The sequence below is a fragment of the uncultured Lutibacter sp. genome (assembly GCF_947495725.1).
GTDB lineage: Bacteria > Bacteroidota > Bacteroidia > Flavobacteriales > Flavobacteriaceae > Lutibacter.
The window spans coordinates 88,308-110,399 of sequence record NZ_CANLZZ010000008.1; the positions used below are offsets into that span (position 1 = coordinate 88,308).

Consider the following 22,092-nt stretch of genomic DNA (forward strand, 5'->3'; position numbering starts at 1 on the left):
ATTCATTTATTAATTTTTTACGAATTCGTTTTTTTTATAGAAAGTAGACCAATAAATGTTATTAAACCATTTACTATTAACAGCTCATAGCCAAAAATATAACCATTAAATAAATTAATGGAATATTTGTTTAAAAAATAGGTTGCTACAACAGAGAAAATAGCAATTAACCAAACATATTTATCCTTAATGTTAATATTGGTAAAAATACCAAATGCAAATAAGCCCAATAGCGGTCCATAAGTATAAGATGCAACTTGAAGAACACTACTTATTACATTGTCTTCCAAAACATATTTAAAAATAACAATTACTATTACCAGAATAGCCGATATAACGATATGTGTTCTTTTACGAATTGCTTTTTGTTTTGATTGTTCTTTGTTTTCAATATCTAAAAAATCGATACAATATGATGTAGTTAGCGATGTTAGTGCACTGTCAGCACTAGAATAGGCGGCTGCTATTAAGCCTAATACAAAAATTATACCTATCGAAATCCCTAAGTTTCCATTTAAAGCTATTTCAGGAAAAAGTAAATCTGTTTTTACATTGCCATCAACCATTGGTATTGCAATTCCCATTTTTTGAGCATAAATAAATAATAATGCGCCAAGAGTTAAAAAAACAAAGTTTACAAATATTAGAACTACACCCAACGATATAACATTCCATTGGGCTTCTTTAGTGTTTTTACATGTTAGATTTTTTTGCATCATATCTTGGTCTAAACCTGTCATTGCTATTGCAATAAACATTCCTCCTAAAAACGATTTTATAAAATACTTTTTATCGTTAAAGTCATCGGTAAAAACAATTTTACTGTATTTCTCAAATTCAGGAGACGATATTATTTCAGAAAAGGATAAGTTTAAACCGTTAACTATTATAATAATGGTGGCAACAACAGCAATAAGCATAAATAAAGTTTGCAAAGTATCGGTCCAAACAATGGTTTTTATTCCACCTTTAAATGTGTAAATCCAAATAAGTAAAATGGATAAAATAACAGTAACTTCAAAAGGAATATTCCAAGCATCGAAAATAAAATATTGTAATACTGAGGCAACTAAAAATAATCTAAACGAAGCACCTAAAACTCTTGATACAAAAAAGAAAAATGCTCCAGTTTTATGGGATGTTGGTCCAAATCGATGCTTTAAGAATTCATAAATGGATGTAACTTTTATTTTATAATAAATAGGAATTAACACATATGCAATTACCAAATAACCAAATAAATAACCAATTACAACTTGCATATAACTAAACTGCGAGCTTTGCACCCATCCGGGAACAGAAATAAAAGTTACACCAGAAAGAGAAGCTCCAATCATTCCAAAAGCTACAATATACCAAGGCGACTTTTTATTTGCTTTAAAAAAGGTGTCGTTACTATCATTTTTTCCTGTAAAATAGGCTATTGTAAGAAGTACAAAGAAATAAATTATGATAAGTGATAGTATGTATATAGGTTGCATTTATTTATGTGAAATTTGTTAGATAACAAAGAAAGTAAATTTATTGAGAATATCGTTTGAAATTGTACATTTGCTAAATGAATTTTTCATCCAAACTTTTAGAAAATGCTGTAAATGAAGTATCCCAATTGCCAGGGATTGGAAAAAGAACAGCTCTTAGATTGGTTTTACATTTATTAAAGCAACCAAGTAATCAAACACATCAATTATCAAAGGCTTTAAATAATTTAGTTGACGAAATTAAATTATGTAAAAAATGTCATAATATTTCTGATATTGAAGTTTGTGATATTTGTTCGAACCCATTAAGAAATGAAGAGGTAATTTGTGTTGTAGAAGATGTTAGAGATGTAATGGCTATAGAAAATACGGCTCAATTTAAAGGTTTATATCATGTTTTAGGAGGTAAAATTTCTCCTATTGAAGGTGTGGGACCTCAAAATTTAACTATAGAAAGCTTAGTTGAAAAAATAAAAGAAGGTGTTGTTAAAGAAGTTATTTTTGCTTTAAGCTCAACTATTGAAGGTGATACAACAAATTTTTACATTTTTAAACAAATAGAAAAGTTAGGAGTTAAAACATCTACCATTGCTCGAGGAATAGCAGTAGGTGATGAACTGGAATATGCCGATGAGGTTACTTTAGGTAGAAGTATTTTAAATAGAATTCCATTCGAAAATTCCTTATAAATTTATGGATATTTCGGTAATAATAATTAGCTATAATGTTCAGTATTTTTTGGAACAATGCATTTTAAGTATAAATGAAGCGTCCAAAAATTTAAAAGTAGAAATTATTGTTGTTGATAATAATTCAGAGGACGATTCTTGTGCTGTTGTAAAAAAGAAATTTTCAAATGTTAGATTAATCGAAAATAGTGAAAACATAGGTTTTTCAAAAGCAAATAATCAAGGAGTAAAAGCAGCGACTGGAGATTATTTGTTAATTTTAAATCCTGATACCATTATAGCCGAGGATACACTTGATAAAATTTTTAATTTTTACATTAACAAACAAAATTTAGGCGTTTTAGGTGTAAAATTAATTGATGGATCCGGAGAATTTGCTCCCGAAAGTAAAAGAGGAATTCCAACTCCGAGTGTTTCGTTTAACAAACTCTTTGGTATTTCAAGTAAAAGAACTGGTAAATATTATGCTACTCATTTAGAAGAAAACGAATCGGGTGTAATGGATGTTGCTTCTGGTGCTTTTATGTTTATAAAACGTGATGTTTTTAATGAAGTTAATGGTTTTAATGAGGATTATTTTATGTATGGAGAGGATATTGACTTAAGCATAAAATTACTAAATAAAGGATATCAAAATTATTACTTCCCCAAAACAAAAATCATTCATTTTAAGGGCGAAAGCACAAATAAGGATTCAAAATATTTGAATTATTTTCATGATGCAATGCGAATTTTTTATAAAAAACATTTTAAACTTAATTTGGTTTACGATTTTTTTATGAGATTAGGAATTGAGTTTTGGTACTTGTTAAAGTATTTAAAGTTTAAAAAAGTTAAAACATACTCAAAACCTATATTTAATTTATTGTATTTAGGAAATGACGATGTAATTGTACATCATCTTAATAAAAAATATTTGGTTGTTAAAGATGCGTTAATAGATAATTACGAAGGAATTAAAGTTTTAATTAAAAACAATAAAATAGATACTATAGTTTTTGACAACTCTCAAATTTCTAATAAAAAAATTATTGAACACTTTGAGGCGTTAAAAAATGAAAAAGTTTTATTTAAAATTCATCCAAAATCTACTAATTTTTTAATAGGCAGTAATTGCCCAAATATTAGAGGGCAAATTGAAATTATTGAATAATTACACTTTTTTCAATTCTTATTCTAGCATCAACCACATTAATTTCTTTAGAATTACCTATAAGTGGATTTAAATCTAATTCAATAATTTCAGGAGCAATTGTTACCAATGTGGAGATTTTCTCAATAATATTAGCATATCTAAGTTCGTCAATTCCTTCTTGATTTCTAATTCCTTTAATAATTTTATACGATTTTAAATTTTTAATCATTTCTAAAGCTAAATCTTTAGAAACAGGAGTAAGGTTAATTTGAATATCTTTTAAAACTTCTATGTAAATGCCACCCAAACCACACATAATTAAATGTCCAAAATTGCTTTCCTTTTTTACGCCAATAAACAATTCCAAGCCTTTTTTCATTGGTTGTATTAAAATACCTGTTGCATTTTTAATTTGCATCAATTCGTTAAAAGAATTTAATAGGTTTTGTTCAGAATTTATGTTTAAAACTATACCACCAACATCCGATTTATGAATTGGACCAACAACTTTCATAACTAATGGAAATCCCATTTTATTGGCGGTTTGTATGCAAAGTTCTTTGGATTTACAAATAACTTGTTGAACCACAGGGATTTCAACTGCCTCAAGTATTTTATTAACTTTTTCAGGAGTTAAATATCCATCGTTAGAGTTATTTATTATTTTTCTAATTGTATTTATATCGGTATTTTGAGTTGAATTTTTAATTGATTTTGGCCTTTTACAATTGTAAATTTTCCCTAATGCATTTCCAAAATCCACTTCATCAGAAAAAGTTATATTTCCTTTTGAAATAAATTCTTCAATTTCATTTTTTACATTTACAATCGAAGGCATTACCGAAAAAACCGGTTTTTTACAAGTTTTAATTTTATTGTGAAGCACATTGTAAACATCATAAACATTCGTCAATCCAGGACTTCCAAAAATTACAACCATAGCATCAATTTCAGGAAACTCATGTTCGCAATAATCAATAATAATTCCTAATTGTTCTGCATTGCCAGTGGCTAAAAAATCAATTGGATTTGAAACAGAAGAACCATTATATAATTGTTTTAACAATTTAGCACTTTTAATATTGGAAATTTTAGGAACCTTTAAGCCGTTTTTTGAAAGTGTATCGGTAAGCATTATTGCCGGACCTCCTGCGTGTGTAATTATTGCAATATTTTTACCTTTTAACTTGGGAAGCATAAAAATAGAGGCAACCGTTATTAATTCAGATTTACTATAACATCGTATAATACCTGCTTTTTTAAATAGGGCATCTACAGCAATATCGGAGTTTGCCAAAGCTCCTGTGTGTGAGCTTGCAGCTCTACTACCAGCTTTAGAGCTTCCGGCCTTTATCGCAGCAATTTTACATCCCTTTTTAGCTAAAGAAATGCAATGTTTTAATAATTTTTTTGGGTTGACAACACTCTCTAAATAAAGTAATTTTACTTTCGAACTTTTTTCTTTGTCAAAGATCTCGTCTAAATGTTCAACAATTTCTTCAACTCCAATTTGTGCTGAATTTCCAACAGAATATATACTTGAAAAAGTTAAACCTGTGCGTTTGGCAGCTTCAATAATAAAAACGGCAGTTGCTCCTGAGCTAGAAATAAAATCAACACCTTTTGAAGTTATTTTTGGTATTGGTAACGTAAAAACTCCGGCGTAGTTTTGGTTTAATAAACCAATGTTATTTGGTCCAAGTAATATTCCGTTTACTTCCTTTATAGTCTTAACTATTTCTTGTTCTAATTTTGCTCCTTCTTCATCTTTTTCACTAAACCCAGCCGAATAAATTATAAAGCCTTTAGTATTTTTATGTTGAGTTAAAACTTGAACAGTTTCTAATACATATTTTGAAGCAATGGCAATTATAGCCAAATCTACTTTTGGTAATTCATGTGCATTGTTATAACATTTTATACCTTGCACACTATTTTCTTTTGGGTTTACGGCATACAATACACCTTTAAATTTATGTTTTATTAAATTTCTTAAAACACTTCCTCCCGGAGTGGAAACATTATTTGAAGCACCAATTACAGCAATACTTTTAGGGTTCAGTAGTTTATCGTTTAACATATTTTAATTAGTGTTTATAACGCTTTTTCAGTAGCAATTTTCTTTCCTTTATTAAATGCTTCTATATTTTTAGAAACAATTTTTGCTCCTTTTTTACTAAATAAAGTGTTAATAGCTTCTTTAAGGCTTTCGTCACTTAATGGTAATAAATGAGCTATTGCTCCTAATAAAACAATATTTGTTGCTTTAGAATTTCCTAGCTCTTTTGCAATTGCTTTGGCGTCGATAAGTAATGCGTTTGGAAACGATTTTATTTCGGTATATAATTCTTCCAATTTAGGGTAATTCAATATATTTAAAAAAGGATTACTATCGGTAACTAAATGTCCATTCTTTTTTAAAAAAGGTAAATACCTTAATAATTCCATAGGTTCAACAGAAATTATTATATCTGCTTTTCCTTGTGGAATTAGATCTGAAAATATTTCTTTATCAGAAATACGAACATGACTTTGAACGGCTCCGCCACGTTGACTCATTCCGTGAACCTCCGATTGTTTTATGTTTAAACCTGAAGCTAAAGCTGCGATATCTAAAATTGCAGCAATGGTTAAAATTCCTTGTCCGCCAACACCTGCCAATATTATATTTGTTTTCATAATTTTAGTTTAAAAACGTCTTCTGAAGTTCTTTTAATTTATCTTTTTTTTCTTTTGGAAGTTGCACGCAAGGGCGCTGAGCTATAACTACAGAAACTCCATTGTAATTAATTTCATTTCGAATTATGTCAATGTTTTTGTCTAAGTTTTTATGAAGAGGAGTAATAATTTTTAAGTGATTTTGGTCAACACCAATCCCCTTACAAATACTTACCAATCTTCCTGAAGCCGATGAATCTTGTGCTCCGGTCATTGCTACAGCCGAATTATCGGAAATTATAACTGTTATTGGTGTGTTTTCAATAACAGCATCTAAAAGTCCGGTCATTCCAGAATGTGTAAAAGTGGAGTCCCCAATAATTGCAATTGAAGGATGAATCCCTGCATCTGAAGCGCCTTTAGCCATTGTTATAGAAGCTCCCATATCAATTAAAGTGTTAATACTTTGATAGGGAGGAAGTACTCCAAGGGCATAACATCCAATATCTCCAAACACTTGTTGTTGGTTATTTTCGCTTTTAAGTTTATTAATTGCTTCGAATAAATCTCTATGTGCGCAACCAACGCACAGCTCAGGAGGTCTTCCTTTTACCACTTTTGGTATATCTTCATTTATTTGTTCTGCAAAGCCTAATGCTTTTGCAATATTATCAGGATTTAGTTCTCCAACTCTATTAACGTGTCCGGTGAGTCTTCCTATAACTTTTTTAGTTTCACCTAAATAATCTGAAACTAATTCTTCAATAAAAGGAGCTCCGTCTTCTAATACAAGAATTTTTTTACAAGTGTCAAAAAGTTTTTTTACTTGTTTTTTTGGCATTGGGTATTGAGAAATTTTTAAAATAGGGTAGGGACATTCATCATCTTCAAAATTTTCTCTTATATAATTGTAGGCTATTCCGGCGGCAATAATACCCATTGAAGTATTTGGTCCGTCAATATATTTGTTGAACACACTATTTGCTGAACTTTCTCTTGAATTACTTTGAATATCAACTAAATGCTGATATTGATTACGAGCATGCATTGGAATTAACTGAAATTGATGTGGATTTTTTGGTAAATGAATTACATTCTGTAATTTTCTTTTTTCTGTAACAATTCCAGCTCTAGAATGTGACAATCTAGTAACCATACGAATCATTATTGGTAACCCCATTTGTTCAGATAGTTCAAAAGCATAACGTGTAATGTCGTAGACTTCTTGCTGATTAGAAGGTTCTAAAATAGGAATCATTGCAAAACGACCGTAATTTCTAGAATCTTGTTCATTTTGAGAGGAATGCATTGAAGGATCATCGGCAACAACCACAACTAAGCCCCCATTAATACCCGAAACAGCCATATTCATAAATACATCGGCTGCAACATTTAAACCAACATGTTTCATAACAGTCATTACTCTTTTTCCTGCATATGACATTCCTAATGCGGCTTCCATAGCTGTTTTTTCATTTACAGACCATTTGGAATGAATTTTAAGTTCTTTTGCAGTTTTGGATTTTTGGATATATTCTGTTATTTCGGTTGATGGGGTTCCTGGATAAGCATAAACACCTGATATTCCGGCATCAATTGCTCCCTGAGCTAAAGCTTCGTTTCCTAATAAAAGAGTTTTCATAAAATAGATTGCATATAAAGTTGTTTTGTAACAACATTAAATTTACGAAAACGTTTTCGGGTGAACTATGATTTTAATCAGAAATTGATTTTAGAACAATGAGTTACAATGTAATTTTATTTAAAAATATCTTGAAAAAATTAAAGGAAATTCAATAAATGAAAGTAAACTTATATAGAGAATTCAATATTTTTATATTAGGTTTAGGGGTTTACTAATTTTTAATTTGATTTATTTTTATCCCAGCTTCTTTTTTTTCGAATGTTTTTATACAATTTTACACCTAACATTAGTAAAATAGATACCGCTAGAATACCTACAACTCCAAAAATCCAATCAAATGTACTTTTTAAAACTACTAGAAAAACACAAGCAAATAAAATAATAGTTGCAACTTCATTCCAAATTCGAAGCGTAAAAGAAGAATACGTTAAATGCCCTTTTTCAATTTGATTGTACATGACTTGGCAAGACCAGTGATAAATAAAAAGGGCTATTACAAAACCTAATTTTATGAGCATCCAATTTGTTTGTAGCCACGCAGGTTGTAAAATTAATAACCAAATAGCAAAACAAGTTGCCAAAACTGCAGAAGGCCAAGTAATTATGTACCACAATCTTTTTATCATTAGCTGATATTGATTTTTTAAAATATTCCTTTCTAATTGGGGCTTGTCTTCGGCTTCTTTATAATAAATAAAAAGACGAACAATATAAAATAAGCCAGCAAACCAGGTTGTGATAAATATGATATGAAGAGATTTAATATATAAATAATCCATAGTTTAAATTATTTAGACCAATTATTTATCCAGTTAGATAATGTATTTGCCCACTCATCATTATCATTTAAACAAGGAATTGTGTTAAACTCCTTTCCTCCATTTTCTTTAAATGAATGTTGAGCTTCCATACCAATTTCTTCTAAAGTTTCTAAACAGTCTGAAACAAAAGCAGGGGTAACAACTGCTAAATTTTCTATTCCGTTTTGTGCGTAAGCATCTATGGTTTGGTCGGTATATGGTTGTAACCAAGGATCTCTACCTAATCGCGATTGGAAAGAGGTAGAATAAAAGTCTTCTTTTAATTTTAATTTTTTAGCAACAAGTTTTGTTGTTTCATAGCATTGATGTCTATAACAGAACTCATGTGCTGGAGATGGAGTATTACAACAAGAACCATCAATTTTACAATGTGATTTTGTAATATCCGATTTTTTAATGTGTCTTTCAGGTACACCATGATATGAAAATAAAAGATGTTGAGGTTTAAATTCTTCTAAATATTTTTGAATGCTATTACTTAAAACTTCAATATAATCTGGTTTGTTATAAAAAGCAGGTAAATCGGTAAGTTTTATATTAGGAAATTGTTTTTTTACAATTTTATTGGCGAGCACAGTAATTGTTTCTGTGGTGGCCATTGCAAATTGAGGATATAATGGAATTAAAAATATTTCGGTAACACCTTTGCTTGCTAATTTTTCAATTCCACTTTTTAAAGAGGGTTTTCCATAGCGCATTGCTAATTCTACTGGAATATTACTTAATTCTTCTACTTTTTTGTGTAATCTTTCGGATAAAACAATAAGAGGCGAACCTTCATCCCACCATATTTTTTTGTAAGCTTCAGCCGATTTTTTAGGTCTGGTATTTAAAATTATTCCTTTAACAACAAATGCTCTAATTAAATATGGAATATCAATAACTCTTTTATCCATTAAAAATTCGTCTAAGTAATTTTTTACGTCTTTTACCGAGGTACTGTTTGGAGAACCAAGGTTAACTAATAAAGCTCCTTTCATTATGATTTTGCAAATTGTTTTGGTGTTATACCGAATTTTCGTTTAAATGCTGCAATAAAATGACTTGAATTGCTATATCCTAAATTGGATGCTATTTCATTTACATTTAATTGCTGTTCTTGTAGTAATTTTTTGGCGCGTTCCATTTTGTAGTTTAATAAAAATGTAAATACTGGAACTCCATAAAACTCTTTAAAATCTGTTTTTAATTTTTTTATATTTAATCCAACCTTTTTTGCCAAATCTGATAAAGAAGGTGGATTAATCATTTCTTCTATAATAATTTCTTTTGCTTGTTTAATTTTTGATATCGTTTCTTCGCTAGCAATATACGGACAATGTTCTGTTTCAGTTTCTGTGTTAGCGCTAAAATAATAACTTAATAACTCGTAAACTTTTCCTTTAATATATATGGATCTTAAAGACTGGTTAATTTGTTTTGTTGTTAATTGATTTAAAATTAGTCCTACAGATGGACTTATTTCTTTAGAATCAAATATTGGTTTCCCTGTTTTAAAGCTACTAAAATCGAATAAAAAATTTCCTTCAAATGAGAAAAGGGAATGAAAATATTCAATAGATATTAAAATTCCGATTAATTCAGATTTTGGTGGTAAACTATACAAAACATCCATTGTTTCATCTTTGAAATAAATCATATTAGAACCACCTGATTTAATTGGAATGGCACAATGTTCCATATTTATTGCTACAATACAATTTTTATTTAAACAAAAATATAACTGTATATAATTTGTAGTTAAAGATTGTTTTAGAAGTTGTTGCTCATCAGTTAAATTATTGAAATGTAACACTTTAAAAGTGCTTTTTTCATCAAAAATTAATTGAGAACTTTTGTCGATGTTTTTGTAGTTTTTTAAATTGGATTTCATAAGATGTTTTTACAAAATAGTTTTCAAACTTAAACAAAAATACAACATTTATAAATACCTTAAATAGATTAATGAATAAAAAAAACTGATATTTATCATATGCGAGTATGCTATATTTTATCTATGTTTGCCCTAGGAAATGTAATAATAAGCTATTTAGACTGATTCTAAATTAATATTAATAACTTATATCGACAATAAAAGTACTTTTGTCGATGTTTTGATAGAAGTGAAAATTGTACTTTTGTCGTTACTTATTAGGATAAACTAATTTTATGGGTTTGGAAAATTTACCAACAAAATTATATAACGTAGGTTTAAGTTATAAAAAAGCCGATGTTAAAGTTAGAAGTGCATTTAGTATTTCGAAAAAAAATCAAAAATTACTATTACAAGATGCAGTAAAAAATGGTATTGATGGTGTTTTAGTATTGTCTACTTGTAACAGAACCGAAATTACAGGCTTTGCAAAGCATCCTTTTGAATTAATTAGCTTGTTAGTTAAATATTCGAATGGAACTGTTGAGGATTTTATAAATGTATCAAACGTTTATAAAAATAAAGATGCGATTTCTCATTTATTTAAAATTGGAACAGGGCTAGAAAGTCAAATTTTGGGAGACTATGAAATTGTTGGACAACTAAAAGAAGCGTATAAGTTAGCAAAGGAATTGGGAACAACCAATGCTTATTTAGAGCGCATTATGAATTTGGTTTTACAAGCAAGTAAAGAGGTTAAAAATAAAACTAAATTAAGTTCGGGTACAACTTCTGTGGCTTATGCGGCGGTTCAATATATTACACAAAATGTAGACGATTATGAAAATAAATCAATATTAGTCTATGGTTTAGGTGAAATAGGAAAAAATACCTGTAAAAATATTTTAGAATATACTACTAACAGAAATATTACCTTAATAAATAGAACTACAGCAAAATCATTAGAATTTAAAAATGATCACCCAGATTTTGATGTGGCTGATTTTAAACTATTGTCAGAAAAAATAAATAATTCTGACATTTTAATAGTTTCAACAGGAGCAAATGGTATTACAGTATCAAAAGACACCATTAATAAAGAAAAAGAATTATTGATTCTAGATTTATCAATGCCCGAAAATGTTGATGTAGGTGTGCAAAAATTAGATAAAGTTAATTTAATAAATGTTGATGAATTATCTAAAATAACTGATGAAACTTTAGAAATAAGAAAGAATGAAATTCCAGTTGTAGAAAAAATAATTGAAAAGTATAAGAATGAATTTAATGATTGGATTTCTCATAGAAAATATGTTCCTGCTGTAAATGCCTTAAAAGAATCATTGCAAGCAATTCAACAAGATGAAATTGACTTTCATTCAAAAAAAATAAAAGATTTTAATGTTGAACACGCTGAGTTTTTAACAAATAGAATGATTCAAAAAATTACTACACAATTTGTAAAACATTTAAAAGATGAGGAAACTTCGGTTGATCAAAGTATAAATGTTATAAGTAAAATATTCTGCAAAGAAAAAACCGAAGTTTAGAATGGATAAAATTATAAGAATTGGTACTCGCTCAAGTGAATTAGCACTTTGGCAGGCTAATACCGTTGCATTACAATTAGAGCACTTTGGTTGTAAAACTGAAATTGTAAAAATTGATTCCATAGGAGATATGGTTTTAGATAAACCACTATATGAGTTAGGGATAACCGGTGTTTTTACGAAAAATTTAGATGTTGCATTATTAAATGATAAAATTGATATTGCGGTGCATTCGTTTAAAGATGTGCCAACAAAATTACCAGAAGGTATTGTGCAAGCGGCAGTAATTAAAAGAGGTGATTTTAACGATATATTAATTATGAAAGAAGATGATAACTTCTTTTCAAATGAAACAGCTACAATTGCTACAGGTAGTTTACGAAGAAAGGCACAATGGTTGTATCGTTACCCAAATCATACTATTGTTGGTTTAAGAGGAAATGTAAATACTCGTCTTCAAAAATTAGAAGATAATGATTGGGACGGAGCAGTTTTTGCAAAAGTTGGTTTAAAAAGACTGAAATTATTACCAAAACCAGACCAAGCTTTAATTTTAGATTGGATGGTGCCAGCTCCTGCACAAGGAGCAGTTATGGTTGCTGCATTAGAAAAAAATGAAGAACTTATAGAGTTTGTAAAACAAATAAACCACGAAGAAACAGCCACCTGTGTTAAAATTGAACGTGATTTTTTACGAGTTTTAGAAGGAGGTTGTACAGCACCAATTGGAGCTTTAGCATTGCTTATTAAAGATGAAATTAAATTTAAGGGAGTTTTATTTAGTCCAGATGGAAGAAATAAAATGGAATTTTCTAAAAATGTACCAAAAGATAATGCTTGGGATTTAGGTGAATTTGGAGCTAAATTTCTTTTGGAAAGAGGAGCAAAAAAATTGATGTACAATGTTCCTGCAGATATTGAAAAATCTACATTAATATATTCAACAAAAAGTTTGTCTCACGAACAAATAGCTATTTTAAATTCAAGAATTGGAGCTGTAAGTAGTGATTTTATAACAATCAGAAACAATAGAATTAAACCGGTTATTGTTAAAAATCCAATAAAAAATGTGGTATTTACAAGTCAGAATGCTGTGGAGGCTCTTTTAAATAATTTTGCCCCAATGGAGTTAGATTTTGAAAATATTTACTGTGTTGGTAGAAGAACAAAAAGATTAATTGAAAAGAGAATAGGGAAAGTTAAACATTTAGAAAAAGATGCCGAAAAATTAGGGAATTATTTAGCTGAAAATTTAGAAGATAAAAACCTTACCTTTTTCTGCGGAAATAAAAGAAGAGATGAATTACCTTCAATTTTAGAAAAGAATGAAATATTGGTGAATGAAGTTGAATGTTACCAAACACAATTAACTCCGCGAAAAATTGAAGAAAAATTTAAAGGAATTCTATTTTACAGTCCTTCTGGAATAGAAAGTTATTTACTAGATAACTCCACAAACAATGCGGTTGCTTTTTGTATTGGCGAAACAACAGCATCTGAAGCAAAAAAACATTTTAGTGAGGTAGTAGTGGCAAAAGTTTCAACAGTAGAGAGTGTAATAAAATCTGTAAATGAATACTTTAAAGAAAGTTTAGAGGCTTAAATTATTTAGTTATGAATAGAACCCGACGTTTAAGAAAAACCGAAAATATTCGCCGTTTAGTTAGAGAAAATAAAGTAACTATTGACGATTTAATTTATCCATTATTTATTGAAGAAGGAGAAAATATTGAGACCGAGATTGTTTCAATGCCTGGAATTAAAAGATTTTCTTTAGATACAATTTCAAAAGAACTAGATGAAGTTGTTGCTTTAAATATTCCTGCAGTACTTCTTTTCGGAATTCCGTCTGAAAAAGATGATACAGGTTCCGAAACATGGAATGATGACGGAATTATGCAACAAGCAGTTCGTTTTATTAAAAAGAACTATCCAAGTTTATATGTAATTACGGATGTGTGTTTTTGTGAATATACAAGCCATGGACATTGTGGAATAATTCATGATAATGATGTTGACAATGATGCTACTTTACCAAATATTGCGAAACAAGTTATCTCACATGCAAAAGCCGGAGTAGATATGGTGGCGCCATCAGGAATGATGGATGGAATGATTCAAACTATTAGAGAAGCGCTAGACAATACCGGTTTTCCTAATTTACCAATTATGTCGTATGCAGTAAAATATTCATCAGCTTTTTACGGGCCTTTTAGAGATGCCGCGGATTCTGCGCCAACTTTTGGAGATAGAAGAACATATCAAATGGATCCGGCAAATAGAGATGAAGGGTTGAGGGAAGCTACTTTTGATGACCAAGAAGGAGCAGATATTTTAATGGTGAAACCGGCATTAGCCTATTTAGATATTATTAGAGACTTAAAAAACAACTTTGATCGTCCTATTGCATGTTACAATGTTAGCGGAGAATATGCAATGATAAAAGCAGCAGGAGCAAAAGGTTGGATAGATGAAGAGCGTGTAATGATGGAAAGTTTGCTTTCTATGAAAAGAGCAGGTGCAGATATTATTATTACCTATTTTGCAAAGGATGTAGCTAAAATATTATTGAAAAAGTAAGAAATTATGAAATTAGAAAAATCTATAGAATTATATACAAGAGGTAAAAAACATTTAGTTGGAGCCGTAAATTCACCAGTAAGAGCTTTTAAATCGGTTGGGGGTGTGCCCATTTTTATTGATAAAGCAAAAGGGAGTAAAATTTACGATGTAGATGGAAATGAATATATAGATTTTGTGTTGTCTTATGGGCCAATGATTTTGGGTCATAGAAATAGCGTAGTTGAGAAAACTGTAAAAAAATATATGAAAAATGGTTACACTTTTGGGGCATCAACTAAAGGTGAAATTATTATGGCAGAGATGGTTTGTGATGCTTTTCCAGGAATGGATAAAGTGCGTTTTGTAAACTCAGGAACAGAAGCTGTTTTAAGTGCATTACGTTTGGCTAGAGCATTTACAGGAAAAAATAAAATTATAAAATTTGCAGGTTGCTATCATGGACATTCAGATGCCCTTTTGGTTGCAGCCGGTTCAGGATTAGCAACATTGAGTATTCCAGGAAGTAAAGGTGTGCCTGATGAAGCGGTTAAAAATACGTTGATTGCAGAATTTAATAATATCAAAAGTGTTGAACGTCATTTGAGAAAAGGTGATGTAGCAGCCGTTATTATTGAGCCTATTGCTGGTAATATGGGTGTTATTCGGCCAACTGATAAGTTTATTAAAGAATTAAGAGAGTTAACAAAATCTCATGATGTTCTATTAATTGCTGATGAGGTTATGACTGGTTTCCGTTCTAAATTTGGAGGTGCACAAGAATTACTTGGCTTTGAAGCGGATATAACTTGTTTAGGAAAAGTAGTTGGTGGAGGTTTCCCTGTAGGAGCATATGGAGCAAGAAATGAAATTATGGAAATGGTTTCACCACTAGGAGATATGTATCAAGCAGGAACGTTATCGGGTAATCCAATAGCTATGGCTTGTGGTATTGCAACTTTGAAGGAGTTGAAGAAAAGAAATCCGTACGAAGATTTTAATAAAACAGCAGCATTTTTAGAAAGAGAAATGAAAACGGCAGCCAAAGAAAATGGAATTGATTTACACGTTAATAGATTTGGATCTATGATAAATCCATTCTTCACTAAAGTACCTGTTGTAGATTTTAAAACAGCACAAACAAGTGATACTGATAAGTTTAAAACTTTCTTTTGGAAAATGATGGAAAACGGAGTTTTCCTTCCTCCGTCTCAATTCGAGGCTTGGTTTTTAGATACAGCAATGACTAAAAGAGATATTTACAAGGTAAGAACAGCAATTAGGTTAGCGATGAAAGCTGTTGCGAATAAGCATAAGTAAAAATATTGAATTGTTAGTTTTTAATTTTGAATTGAAGCTTGAAAGAGCTAACAACTAACATCAATCTACTAACAACTAAATTAAGAATGATTAAAAACGATTTATTTTTAAGAGCCCTAAAAGGCGAAACTGTTGAGCGTCCTCCAGTATGGATGATGCGTCAAGCAGGGAGATATTTACCAGAGTTTATAGCAATTCGTGAGAAATACGACTTTTTTACACGTTGTAGAACTCCAGAATTAGCTTCAGAAATAACAGTACAACCTATTCGTAGATATGGAATGGATGCAGCTATTTTATTTTCTGATATTTTGGTAATCCCACAAGCGATGAATATTGAGGTTGAAATGAAACCTGGAGTTGGACCTTGGTTACCAAATCCTGTAAGAACTCAACAAGATGTGGACAATGTAATTGTCCCTGATATTGATGAAACTTTAGGTTATGTAATGGAAGCTATTAAAGCTACTAAAGAACTATTAAATGATGAAATTCCTTTAATTGGTTTTGCAGGTTCACCATGGACAATTTTATGTTATTGTGTACAAGGTCAAGGTTCAAAAAACTTTGATAAAGCAAAAGAGTTTTGTTTTACACAACCAATTGCAGCGCATACATTACTTCAAAAAATTACAGATACAACTATTGCTTACTTAAAAGAGAAAGTTAAAGCGGGTGTAAATGCAGTTCAAGTTTTTGATTCTTGGGGAGGAATGCTTTCTCCAACTGATTATCAAGAGTTTTCTTGGCAGTATATCAATCAAATTATTGAAGCATTGAAAGATGATGCTCCAGTTATTGCGTTTGGAAAAGGATGTTGGTTTGCATTGGAAAAAATGTCTAATTCAAATGCATCTGCTTTAGGAGTAGATTGGACAGTATCTCCAAAAGTAGCAAGAGAATTAACAGGAAATAAAATTACATTACAAGGTAATTTTGATCCGGTACGATTATTATCACCTCCAAAAGTTATCAAGGAAATGGTACATCAAATGATTGATGAATTTGGGAAAGATAAATATATTGTTAACTTAGGTCATGGAATTTTACCTCATGTTCCTTTAGATAATGCAAAAGCATTTATTGATGCTGTAAAAGAATATAAATAGTTGGTAGTTTTTAGTTGTTAGTTTTTGGTGAGTCAGTAACTAACAACAAGTAACCAACAACCAACAACTAAAAACCAATGAAAAAATTAATTCAAAAATATAATATTCCAGGGCCAAGGTATACCAGTTATCCAACTGTGCCTTTTTGGGATAAAGAAGGAATAGCTCAGCACGATTGGGAACGTACAGTTAAAAAATCTTTTGATGAAAGTAATGAGGTAGAGGGAATTAGTCTTTATATTCATTTACCATTTTGTGAAAGTTTATGTACGTTTTGTGCGTGTCATAAAAAAATTACAAAACGTCACGAAGTAGAACAGCCATATATTGAAACTTTATTAAAGGAATGGTATTTATATTGCGATTTATTAGTTGAACGACCAAAAATTAGAGAAATTCATTTAGGAGGAGGAACACCAACTTTCTTTTCTTCTGAAAATTTAAAAAAATTAATCAACGGGATATTTAAAAGAGCTGATAAATTTGAAGTTTTTGATTTTAGTTACGAAGGTCATCCAAATCATACTTCAGAAGAGCAGTTACAAACCTTATATGATTTAGGCTCTAGAAGAAATAGTTTTGGAATTCAAGATTACGATCCAAAAGTTCAAAAAGCAATACATAGAGTTCAAAGTTTTGATCAGGTTAAACGTGTGAATGATTTATCACGTAAAATAGGTTATGAATCTATAAGTCATGATTTAATTTTTGGATTGCCTTTTCAAACTGAAGAAAGTATAAGAAATACAATTAAAAATACCATTGAATTAAAACCAGATAGAATAGCTTATTATAGCTATGCACACGTGCCTTGGATTAAAGGTGTTGGCCAACGTGGATTTGATGAAAATGATTTACCTAAGGATAATGAAAAACGTTATTTATACGAATTAGGTAAACAATTATTTTTTGATAATGGTTATGTTGAGGTTGGAATGGATCATTTTGCATTACCAACCGATTCTTTACATAAAGCTATGAAATCTAAAAAGTTACATAGAAACTTTATGGGGTATACTGCGGGAAAAACCGAACTAATGATTGGTTTAGGAATGTCTTCAATTTCAGATTCTTGGTACGCTTTTGCTCAAAATGAAAAAGATGTTGACACCTATACACAAAAGGTAAATAGTGGAATTATACCTATTTTTAGAGGTCATTTATTAACAGAACAAGATTTAATAATAAGAAAGCATATTTTAAATTTAATGTGCAATCTAGAAACTGAATGGAAAATAGGTTTGGATAAAAAAGTAAAATCTGAAATAATTGATCGCTTACAAGAAATAATTGATGATAATTTAATTACTGTTACAGAAGATAAAGTTACAGTTAAAGAGGAGGGAAGAATGTTTGTTAGAAATATTTGTATGGCTTTTGATTTACGGTTATTAGAAAATAAACCAGAAACACGAGTTTTTTCTATGACGATTTAAACAGCATAAATTACAAAAAAAAAGCCGAGCAATTGCTCGGCTTTTTTTATACATGTAATCTATTACTTTTCGCCCATTGTTCTCATATAATGAACTGTAAGCCACATGTCTTCTTCGCTCATTTTCTTTTCAAAACTAGGCATATCATCTCGTCCTATATAACTTTTATAAAACAAAGCTCCGTCAGATTGTGCTTGGAATTTTTTGGAGGAAAAATCTCCCAAATCTCCTTCAACTTCATCGGCTTTTGGTCCATCTCCTAAACCTTCTTTACCGTGGCAAGATTTACAATGCTTTGCATACATGGATTTACCAATTGCAATGTTTTCTTTAGAAGCTTCTTCAGGATTGGTCATTTTTTCGTATTTCGCAGGAACCTTCCAAGGTTCTTGATCTAGAGATTTAAATGCAAATAAGCCTAGGCAAATAACCCCTATAAATGTTAAAAATTTAATTGTTTTCATATTTGTTGTCTAATGTTAATTAATGTTACTAAATAAATATCAATAATAATACCAATAAATTATGGTTGATTTAATCTTCTTTCGCTAATTCTAATTCTTTCCCTTCATTTTTAATTTTAATTAAATTAACTATTGTGTAAATAAAGTTAGCCCAAATACCAACCAATAATATTGTTAAAACAATATACATCCAAATAGGTGCACTTTCTGACCATAGCGTATTATTGTTTTCAATAATTTTATTGTTGAATACACCCCAATTTACTGATTTTTTTTGAATTATACTTCCAAATTCGTCGTGATCATCAACCAAAACAAAAACATCTAAATTTCCATTTATATTACCAGGAATGTCTGTAGGAAATTCAAACTCATAAGTTCCATTTTCAAGAGTGCCTTCATTAATAGGCATTTTAGAAAGCATTCCGGCAACTGAAAATATTAAATCAATTTCTTCTTCTACATCAATTTTTTCTCCTATACTATCAATGGTGTAAGCTTTAATATTGGCGGTTTTTACACTGTCTATTTCTAACAAGTTCAATTCTAAAAATATATCTTTAACTGTTATTTCTTTTTCGTAACCGCTAATTGCGTCCGTTTCCTCAAAAACGGCACTTAAATTTATATAACCATTTTCATCTTGTAAAAACGATTTACTTTTAGGAATAATAAGTTGAGCTATACCTTCGTCATTAGTTTTTACCGTATTTAATAGAACTTTTTCTTCTTCAGTGAAATTGTAAAATTTAATTTCGGCTTGGTAAATAGGGACTTTGTCTTTTCTGTCTTTTTTATTGGTAGCTATAAAATTAACTTCCAATAAACGAGAATTGTCTGGCTGTTTTATAGTATTAAATTTAAATGAAAACTTATAATCTTTTACCGTTGTTTCTTGCGCAAAACTTTTAGTATTTAAAACAAATCCAATAAATACTAAAATAACTGAATATTTAATTAAATAATTTTTCATAAAATTAATTTTTAGTAGTTGGTTTTAGTTTTCTTTTATATAATCTTTCATTATCTATAATTCCAGACATTGGAATAATTGGAACTAATTTCATTATTAAAATAAAAAGTAAAATAAAAGTAGCAACACCTGTAAAACTCAACACCCATTCAACCCAAGTGGCGGTATAGTGAATAAATTCAGGTCTAGTATCTTGTATTGGTAAATAGGGTGTTTCTAGCGTAGGAACAATTATTAAATAACGGTTAAACCATAAGCCTATTATTGAAATTATAGCTACAATTGTAATAGATTTAATTGTTCTTAATTTTTTGAAAAATAGAATAACTATTGGCACTAAAACACCAATATAGTTGGCAAAAATAAACATCCAAAAATACCGTGTAAATAGTGTGTTAAGTAAGTTAGTATCATGTACTTTATGGCTAAACCAACGAGAAAAATATTCACTAAAAGTAAAATAGCCATATAATAAAGAAATTATTAATAATATCGCTCCAGCGGCCATAAAATGTACTTTTCTAATATAGTGTTCTAAATGATAATACTTTCGTATTAAATACATTGCAATTATTATTACGGCAACGCCAGAATATAATCCTGCAACAATAAAATATGGAGCAAAAATAGAACTATTCCAACCCGGTTGAAGTGTTAAACTAAATATCCAAGCTAGTACAGAGTAAGCTACAATTGCTAATGCAATTACCATTGCCGACATAGTTCTTGTTATTTTATGAAGTTTGGCGCGTTGAGAATCTGTGTCTTGATAGCCAATTGCTAAAAATTTATAGGTTTTTTGTCGCCATTTTGAAGCTTTTTTACTGTTGTCTCTTAAAATAGCAAAGTCTGGAATAAAAGTTAAATATAAATAAATAAAACAACCAACTAAATCAGTCATAATAGCTATAATATCCCAGGTTATTGGAGATTGAATTCTCGGATATAAAAATAAATAATGTAACCTATCTAAACGACCAATACATAATAAAATAAAAATAGGGCCAATGATTAGAGATAAAACCGTGATTATTTCAACAATTCTGGCAACGGAATTTTTCCAAGGTGTTTTAAAAAAATGTAATATTCCGGAAATAAATGCTCCAGAATAACTTAAACAAACAAAGAAAATAAAATTAATTATATAAATTCCCCAAACAACATTGTCGCGCATTCCTGTAACTTCATGTCCCTTTATAACTTGAATTATAAATGCATAAAAGCCAACTAAAATTGTGGCAATTAAAATTCCAATCCAAATTTTTGATGTTTTTGTAGTTTTTTCTAACAATGGCAAAAATTCCTTAACGAGTTCTCTTTTTCTGTTTTTAACATCCATAAGTAAGAGCTTTAAATTTTACCTTGTTTTTTTAAATCTTGAACAAAAGGGACGTCCTTATATCGTTCAATAATATCCTCGTCAACATTAAATCCTCGTTCGAGCGGGAATTGTCTGTTAACAGCTGGTAAATAATACACATTTGGTTTTGTACCTAAATGTTCTAGATGGCGATAGCCTCCTCGATCTTTTATTAGTTCAGAAAACCTCACAGTTTCTTCACCATTGGTAACAATATCTTCATTTTTATCTCCAAAATAAATTACTCCCATTGGACAAGAAGAAGCACAATGTGGTAGTTTTCCTTGACGAAGCATATCAGGGCAAAAATCACATTTCATAACAGTTCCTTCTGCTGCAGGAACACTTGTTTCAGGAGAATAAGGTTGAGATTTGTCGTCAAATTTATCTTTATGTCCCCAATTAAATTGTCTTGCAGAATAAGGGCAACTTGTTATACAAAATTTACAACCAATACAACGATCATTATCAACCAAAACAATACCATCTGTACGTTTAAACGTTGCGCCCGTTGGGCAAACAGTAACACAAGGAGGTTCATCACAATGAAAACAAGGTTTTGGAAGCCAATATGGCGAAGCTTCAGGGTTATCTTGAATTAATTGGACTTTCATAAATTCCTCGTTATAATCGAGTTTGTGTGCTTTTTGACAACCTTCTACACATTTACGTGCATTTTTACAACGCGCCAAATCAATAACCATTACAAATTTTCTATTTGGAATTCCTTTTCTCGATTCGTCAGAAGATATATGTGCTTCGGGGTATTTATTTACATGTGCTGCATCAACTTCAACCATTTTACCATCTGGAGTAAGCAATCGAATTTTTTCGTCAGAAGATTTTGGTTCTTCTGCATTTTCAGATAAATTAGAAACTAAAGAAGTACCTGCCAATGCAGTTACACTAGACATTAATCCTAGTTTTAAAAACTTTCGTCTGTTAGTTCCTTCTTTTTTATTATTCTCTTTGTTTTGCATAATTAACCTTTGTTGAAATGGTACGTTAATAAAATTAGACAGGCCTTCAAAATAGAAAGT

The 22,092-nt window shown here is 30.0% G+C and carries 19 protein-coding genes; 8 read left to right on the forward strand and 11 right to left on the reverse strand.

Features of this window, described 5'->3' with window-relative positions:
* Nucleotides 1-17 precede the first annotated feature (17 nt).
* On the reverse strand, nt 18-1,481 hold the full coding sequence (locus tag Q0776_RS16625) for a sodium:solute symporter (protein WP_298370781.1): 1,464 nt from the start codon (nt 1,479-1,481) through the stop codon (nt 18-20).
* Nucleotides 1,482-1,558: 77 nt separating this feature from the next.
* On the opposite strand from Q0776_RS16625, the gene recR reads away from it, so the two are divergent.
* Together recR and Q0776_RS16635 are read left to right on the forward strand one after the other, a co-directional pair.
* Nucleotides 1,559-2,170 (forward strand): recombination mediator RecR, encoded by a 612-nt coding sequence (gene recR, locus Q0776_RS16630; protein WP_298370783.1) that lies wholly within the window; start codon nt 1,559-1,561, stop codon nt 2,168-2,170.
* Between the two features lie 4 nt (nt 2,171-2,174).
* Nucleotides 2,175-3,323: a glycosyltransferase family 2 protein gene (locus Q0776_RS16635; protein ID WP_298370784.1), complete on the forward strand. Its 1,149-nt coding sequence runs from the start codon at nt 2,175-2,177 to the stop codon at nt 3,321-3,323.
* On the opposite strand, the gene Q0776_RS16640 is transcribed toward Q0776_RS16635, so the two are convergent.
* The 6 genes from Q0776_RS16640 to Q0776_RS16665 all read right to left on the reverse strand — a co-directional run bounded on the left by Q0776_RS16640 (nt 3,313) and on the right by Q0776_RS16665 (nt 10,302).
* Nucleotides 3,313-5,385: an acetate--CoA ligase gene (locus tag Q0776_RS16640; protein ID WP_298370785.1), complete on the reverse strand. Its 2,073-nt coding sequence runs from the start codon at nt 5,383-5,385 to the stop codon at nt 3,313-3,315. The genes Q0776_RS16635 and Q0776_RS16640 overlap by 11 nt on opposite strands.
* Nucleotides 5,386-5,399: 14 nt before the next feature.
* A complete protein-coding gene (locus tag Q0776_RS16645) occupies nt 5,400-5,984 on the reverse strand; it encodes an indolepyruvate oxidoreductase subunit beta (protein ID WP_298370787.1) in 585 nt (194 codons plus the stop codon).
* Nucleotides 5,985-5,988: 4 nt separating this feature from the next.
* Nucleotides 5,989-7,605 carry a thiamine pyrophosphate-dependent enzyme gene (locus Q0776_RS16650; RefSeq protein WP_298370788.1) on the reverse strand — a complete coding sequence of 539 codons (1,617 nt, stop codon included), beginning with the start codon at nt 7,603-7,605 and terminating at the stop codon, nt 5,989-5,991.
* 221 nt (nt 7,606-7,826) lie between these two features.
* On the reverse strand, nt 7,827-8,387 hold the full coding sequence (locus Q0776_RS16655; protein WP_298370789.1) for a CopD family protein: 561 nt from the start codon (nt 8,385-8,387) through the stop codon (nt 7,827-7,829).
* Between the two features lie 8 nt (nt 8,388-8,395).
* Nucleotides 8,396-9,409, reverse strand: a complete 1,014-nt coding sequence (gene hemH / locus Q0776_RS16660) for a ferrochelatase (protein ID WP_298370791.1) — start codon at nt 9,407-9,409, stop codon at nt 8,396-8,398.
* Nucleotides 9,409-10,302, reverse strand: a complete 894-nt coding sequence (locus Q0776_RS16665; RefSeq protein WP_298370793.1) for an AraC family transcriptional regulator — start codon at nt 10,300-10,302, stop codon at nt 9,409-9,411. The genes hemH and Q0776_RS16665 overlap by 1 nt, the downstream gene beginning before the upstream one ends.
* Before the next feature lie 275 nt (nt 10,303-10,577).
* On the opposite strand from Q0776_RS16665, the gene hemA reads away from it, so the two are divergent.
* From hemA to hemN, 6 genes are all read left to right on the forward strand, one after another.
* The gene (gene hemA / locus Q0776_RS16670) at nt 10,578-11,831 is read left to right on the forward strand and encodes a glutamyl-tRNA reductase (RefSeq protein WP_298370795.1); all 1,254 of its coding nucleotides are present in this window, start codon (nt 10,578-10,580) and stop codon (nt 11,829-11,831) included.
* A gap of 1 nt (nt 11,832) precedes the next feature.
* Nucleotides 11,833-13,434, forward strand: coding sequence for a hydroxymethylbilane synthase (gene hemC / locus Q0776_RS16675; protein ID WP_298370798.1), 1,602 nt, complete (start codon nt 11,833-11,835; stop codon nt 13,432-13,434).
* Between the two features lie 11 nt (nt 13,435-13,445).
* Nucleotides 13,446-14,411: a porphobilinogen synthase gene (gene hemB, locus Q0776_RS16680; protein WP_298370800.1), complete on the forward strand. Its 966-nt coding sequence runs from the start codon at nt 13,446-13,448 to the stop codon at nt 14,409-14,411.
* A gap of 6 nt (nt 14,412-14,417) precedes the next feature.
* Nucleotides 14,418-15,710, forward strand: a complete 1,293-nt coding sequence (gene hemL / locus Q0776_RS16685; protein ID WP_298370803.1) for a glutamate-1-semialdehyde 2,1-aminomutase — start codon at nt 14,418-14,420, stop codon at nt 15,708-15,710.
* A gap of 86 nt (nt 15,711-15,796) precedes the next feature.
* Complete coding sequence (gene hemE, locus Q0776_RS16690; RefSeq protein WP_298370805.1) at nt 15,797-16,819, forward strand: uroporphyrinogen decarboxylase; 1,023 nt, start codon at nt 15,797-15,799, stop codon at nt 16,817-16,819.
* A gap of 77 nt (nt 16,820-16,896) precedes the next feature.
* Nucleotides 16,897-18,255, forward strand: coding sequence for an oxygen-independent coproporphyrinogen III oxidase (hemN, locus tag Q0776_RS16695; RefSeq protein WP_298370806.1), 1,359 nt, complete (start codon nt 16,897-16,899; stop codon nt 18,253-18,255).
* Between the two features lie 62 nt (nt 18,256-18,317).
* On the opposite strand, the gene Q0776_RS16700 is transcribed toward hemN, so the two are convergent.
* The 4 genes from Q0776_RS16700 to Q0776_RS16715 all read right to left on the reverse strand — a co-directional run bounded on the left by Q0776_RS16700 (nt 18,318) and on the right by Q0776_RS16715 (nt 22,032).
* Entirely contained in the window at nt 18,318-18,719 is a 402-nt protein-coding gene (locus Q0776_RS16700; protein ID WP_298370807.1) for a cytochrome c, read from the reverse strand.
* Nucleotides 18,720-18,789: 70 nt separating this feature from the next.
* On the reverse strand, nt 18,790-19,692 hold the full coding sequence (locus tag Q0776_RS16705) for a hypothetical protein (protein WP_298370809.1): 903 nt from the start codon (nt 19,690-19,692) through the stop codon (nt 18,790-18,792).
* A gap of 4 nt (nt 19,693-19,696) precedes the next feature.
* Nucleotides 19,697-21,031 (reverse strand): NrfD/PsrC family molybdoenzyme membrane anchor subunit, encoded by a 1,335-nt coding sequence (gene nrfD, locus Q0776_RS16710; protein WP_298370811.1) that lies wholly within the window; start codon nt 21,029-21,031, stop codon nt 19,697-19,699.
* An 11-nt stretch (nt 21,032-21,042) separates the two neighbouring features.
* On the reverse strand, nt 21,043-22,032 hold the full coding sequence (locus tag Q0776_RS16715; protein ID WP_298370813.1) for a 4Fe-4S dicluster domain-containing protein: 990 nt from the start codon (nt 22,030-22,032) through the stop codon (nt 21,043-21,045).
* Nucleotides 22,033-22,092 lie beyond the last annotated feature (60 nt).

Coding starts and splice junctions, on each gene's coding strand:
- Q0776_RS16635 (WP_298370784.1), top strand. CDS start 2,175: ATGGATATTTCGGTAATAATAATTAGCTATAATGTTCAGTATTTTTTG.
- hemC (WP_298370798.1), top strand. CDS start 11,833: ATGGATAAAATTATAAGAATTGGTACTCGCTCAAGTGAATTAGCACTT.
- Q0776_RS16650 (WP_298370788.1), bottom strand. CDS start 7,605: ATGAAAACTCTTTTATTAGGAAACGAAGCTTTAGCTCAGGGAGCAATT.
- hemN (WP_298370806.1), top strand. CDS start 16,897: ATGAAAAAATTAATTCAAAAATATAATATTCCAGGGCCAAGGTATACC.
- hemH (WP_298370791.1), bottom strand. CDS start 9,409: ATGAAAGGAGCTTTATTAGTTAACCTTGGTTCTCCAAACAGTACCTCG.
- Q0776_RS16645 (WP_298370787.1), bottom strand. CDS start 5,984: ATGAAAACAAATATAATATTGGCAGGTGTTGGCGGACAAGGAATTTTA.
- hemB (WP_298370800.1), top strand. CDS start 13,446: ATGAATAGAACCCGACGTTTAAGAAAAACCGAAAATATTCGCCGTTTA.
- Q0776_RS16665 (WP_298370793.1), bottom strand. CDS start 10,302: ATGAAATCCAATTTAAAAAACTACAAAAACATCGACAAAAGTTCTCAA.
- nrfD (WP_298370811.1), bottom strand. CDS start 21,031: ATGGATGTTAAAAACAGAAAAAGAGAACTCGTTAAGGAATTTTTGCCA.
- hemA (WP_298370795.1), top strand. CDS start 10,578: ATGGGTTTGGAAAATTTACCAACAAAATTATATAACGTAGGTTTAAGT.
- hemL (WP_298370803.1), top strand. CDS start 14,418: ATGAAATTAGAAAAATCTATAGAATTATATACAAGAGGTAAAAAACAT.
- Q0776_RS16700 (WP_298370807.1), bottom strand. CDS start 18,719: ATGAAAACAATTAAATTTTTAACATTTATAGGGGTTATTTGCCTAGGC.
- Q0776_RS16640 (WP_298370785.1), bottom strand. CDS start 5,385: ATGTTAAACGATAAACTACTGAACCCTAAAAGTATTGCTGTAATTGGT.
- hemE (WP_298370805.1), top strand. CDS start 15,797: ATGATTAAAAACGATTTATTTTTAAGAGCCCTAAAAGGCGAAACTGTT.
- Q0776_RS16655 (WP_298370789.1), bottom strand. CDS start 8,387: ATGGATTATTTATATATTAAATCTCTTCATATCATATTTATCACAACC.
- Q0776_RS16625 (WP_298370781.1), bottom strand. CDS start 1,481: ATGCAACCTATATACATACTATCACTTATCATAATTTATTTCTTTGTA.
- recR (WP_298370783.1), top strand. CDS start 1,559: ATGAATTTTTCATCCAAACTTTTAGAAAATGCTGTAAATGAAGTATCC.
- Q0776_RS16715 (WP_298370813.1), bottom strand. CDS start 22,032: ATGCAAAACAAAGAGAATAATAAAAAAGAAGGAACTAACAGACGAAAG.
- Q0776_RS16705 (WP_298370809.1), bottom strand. CDS start 19,692: ATGAAAAATTATTTAATTAAATATTCAGTTATTTTAGTATTTATTGGA.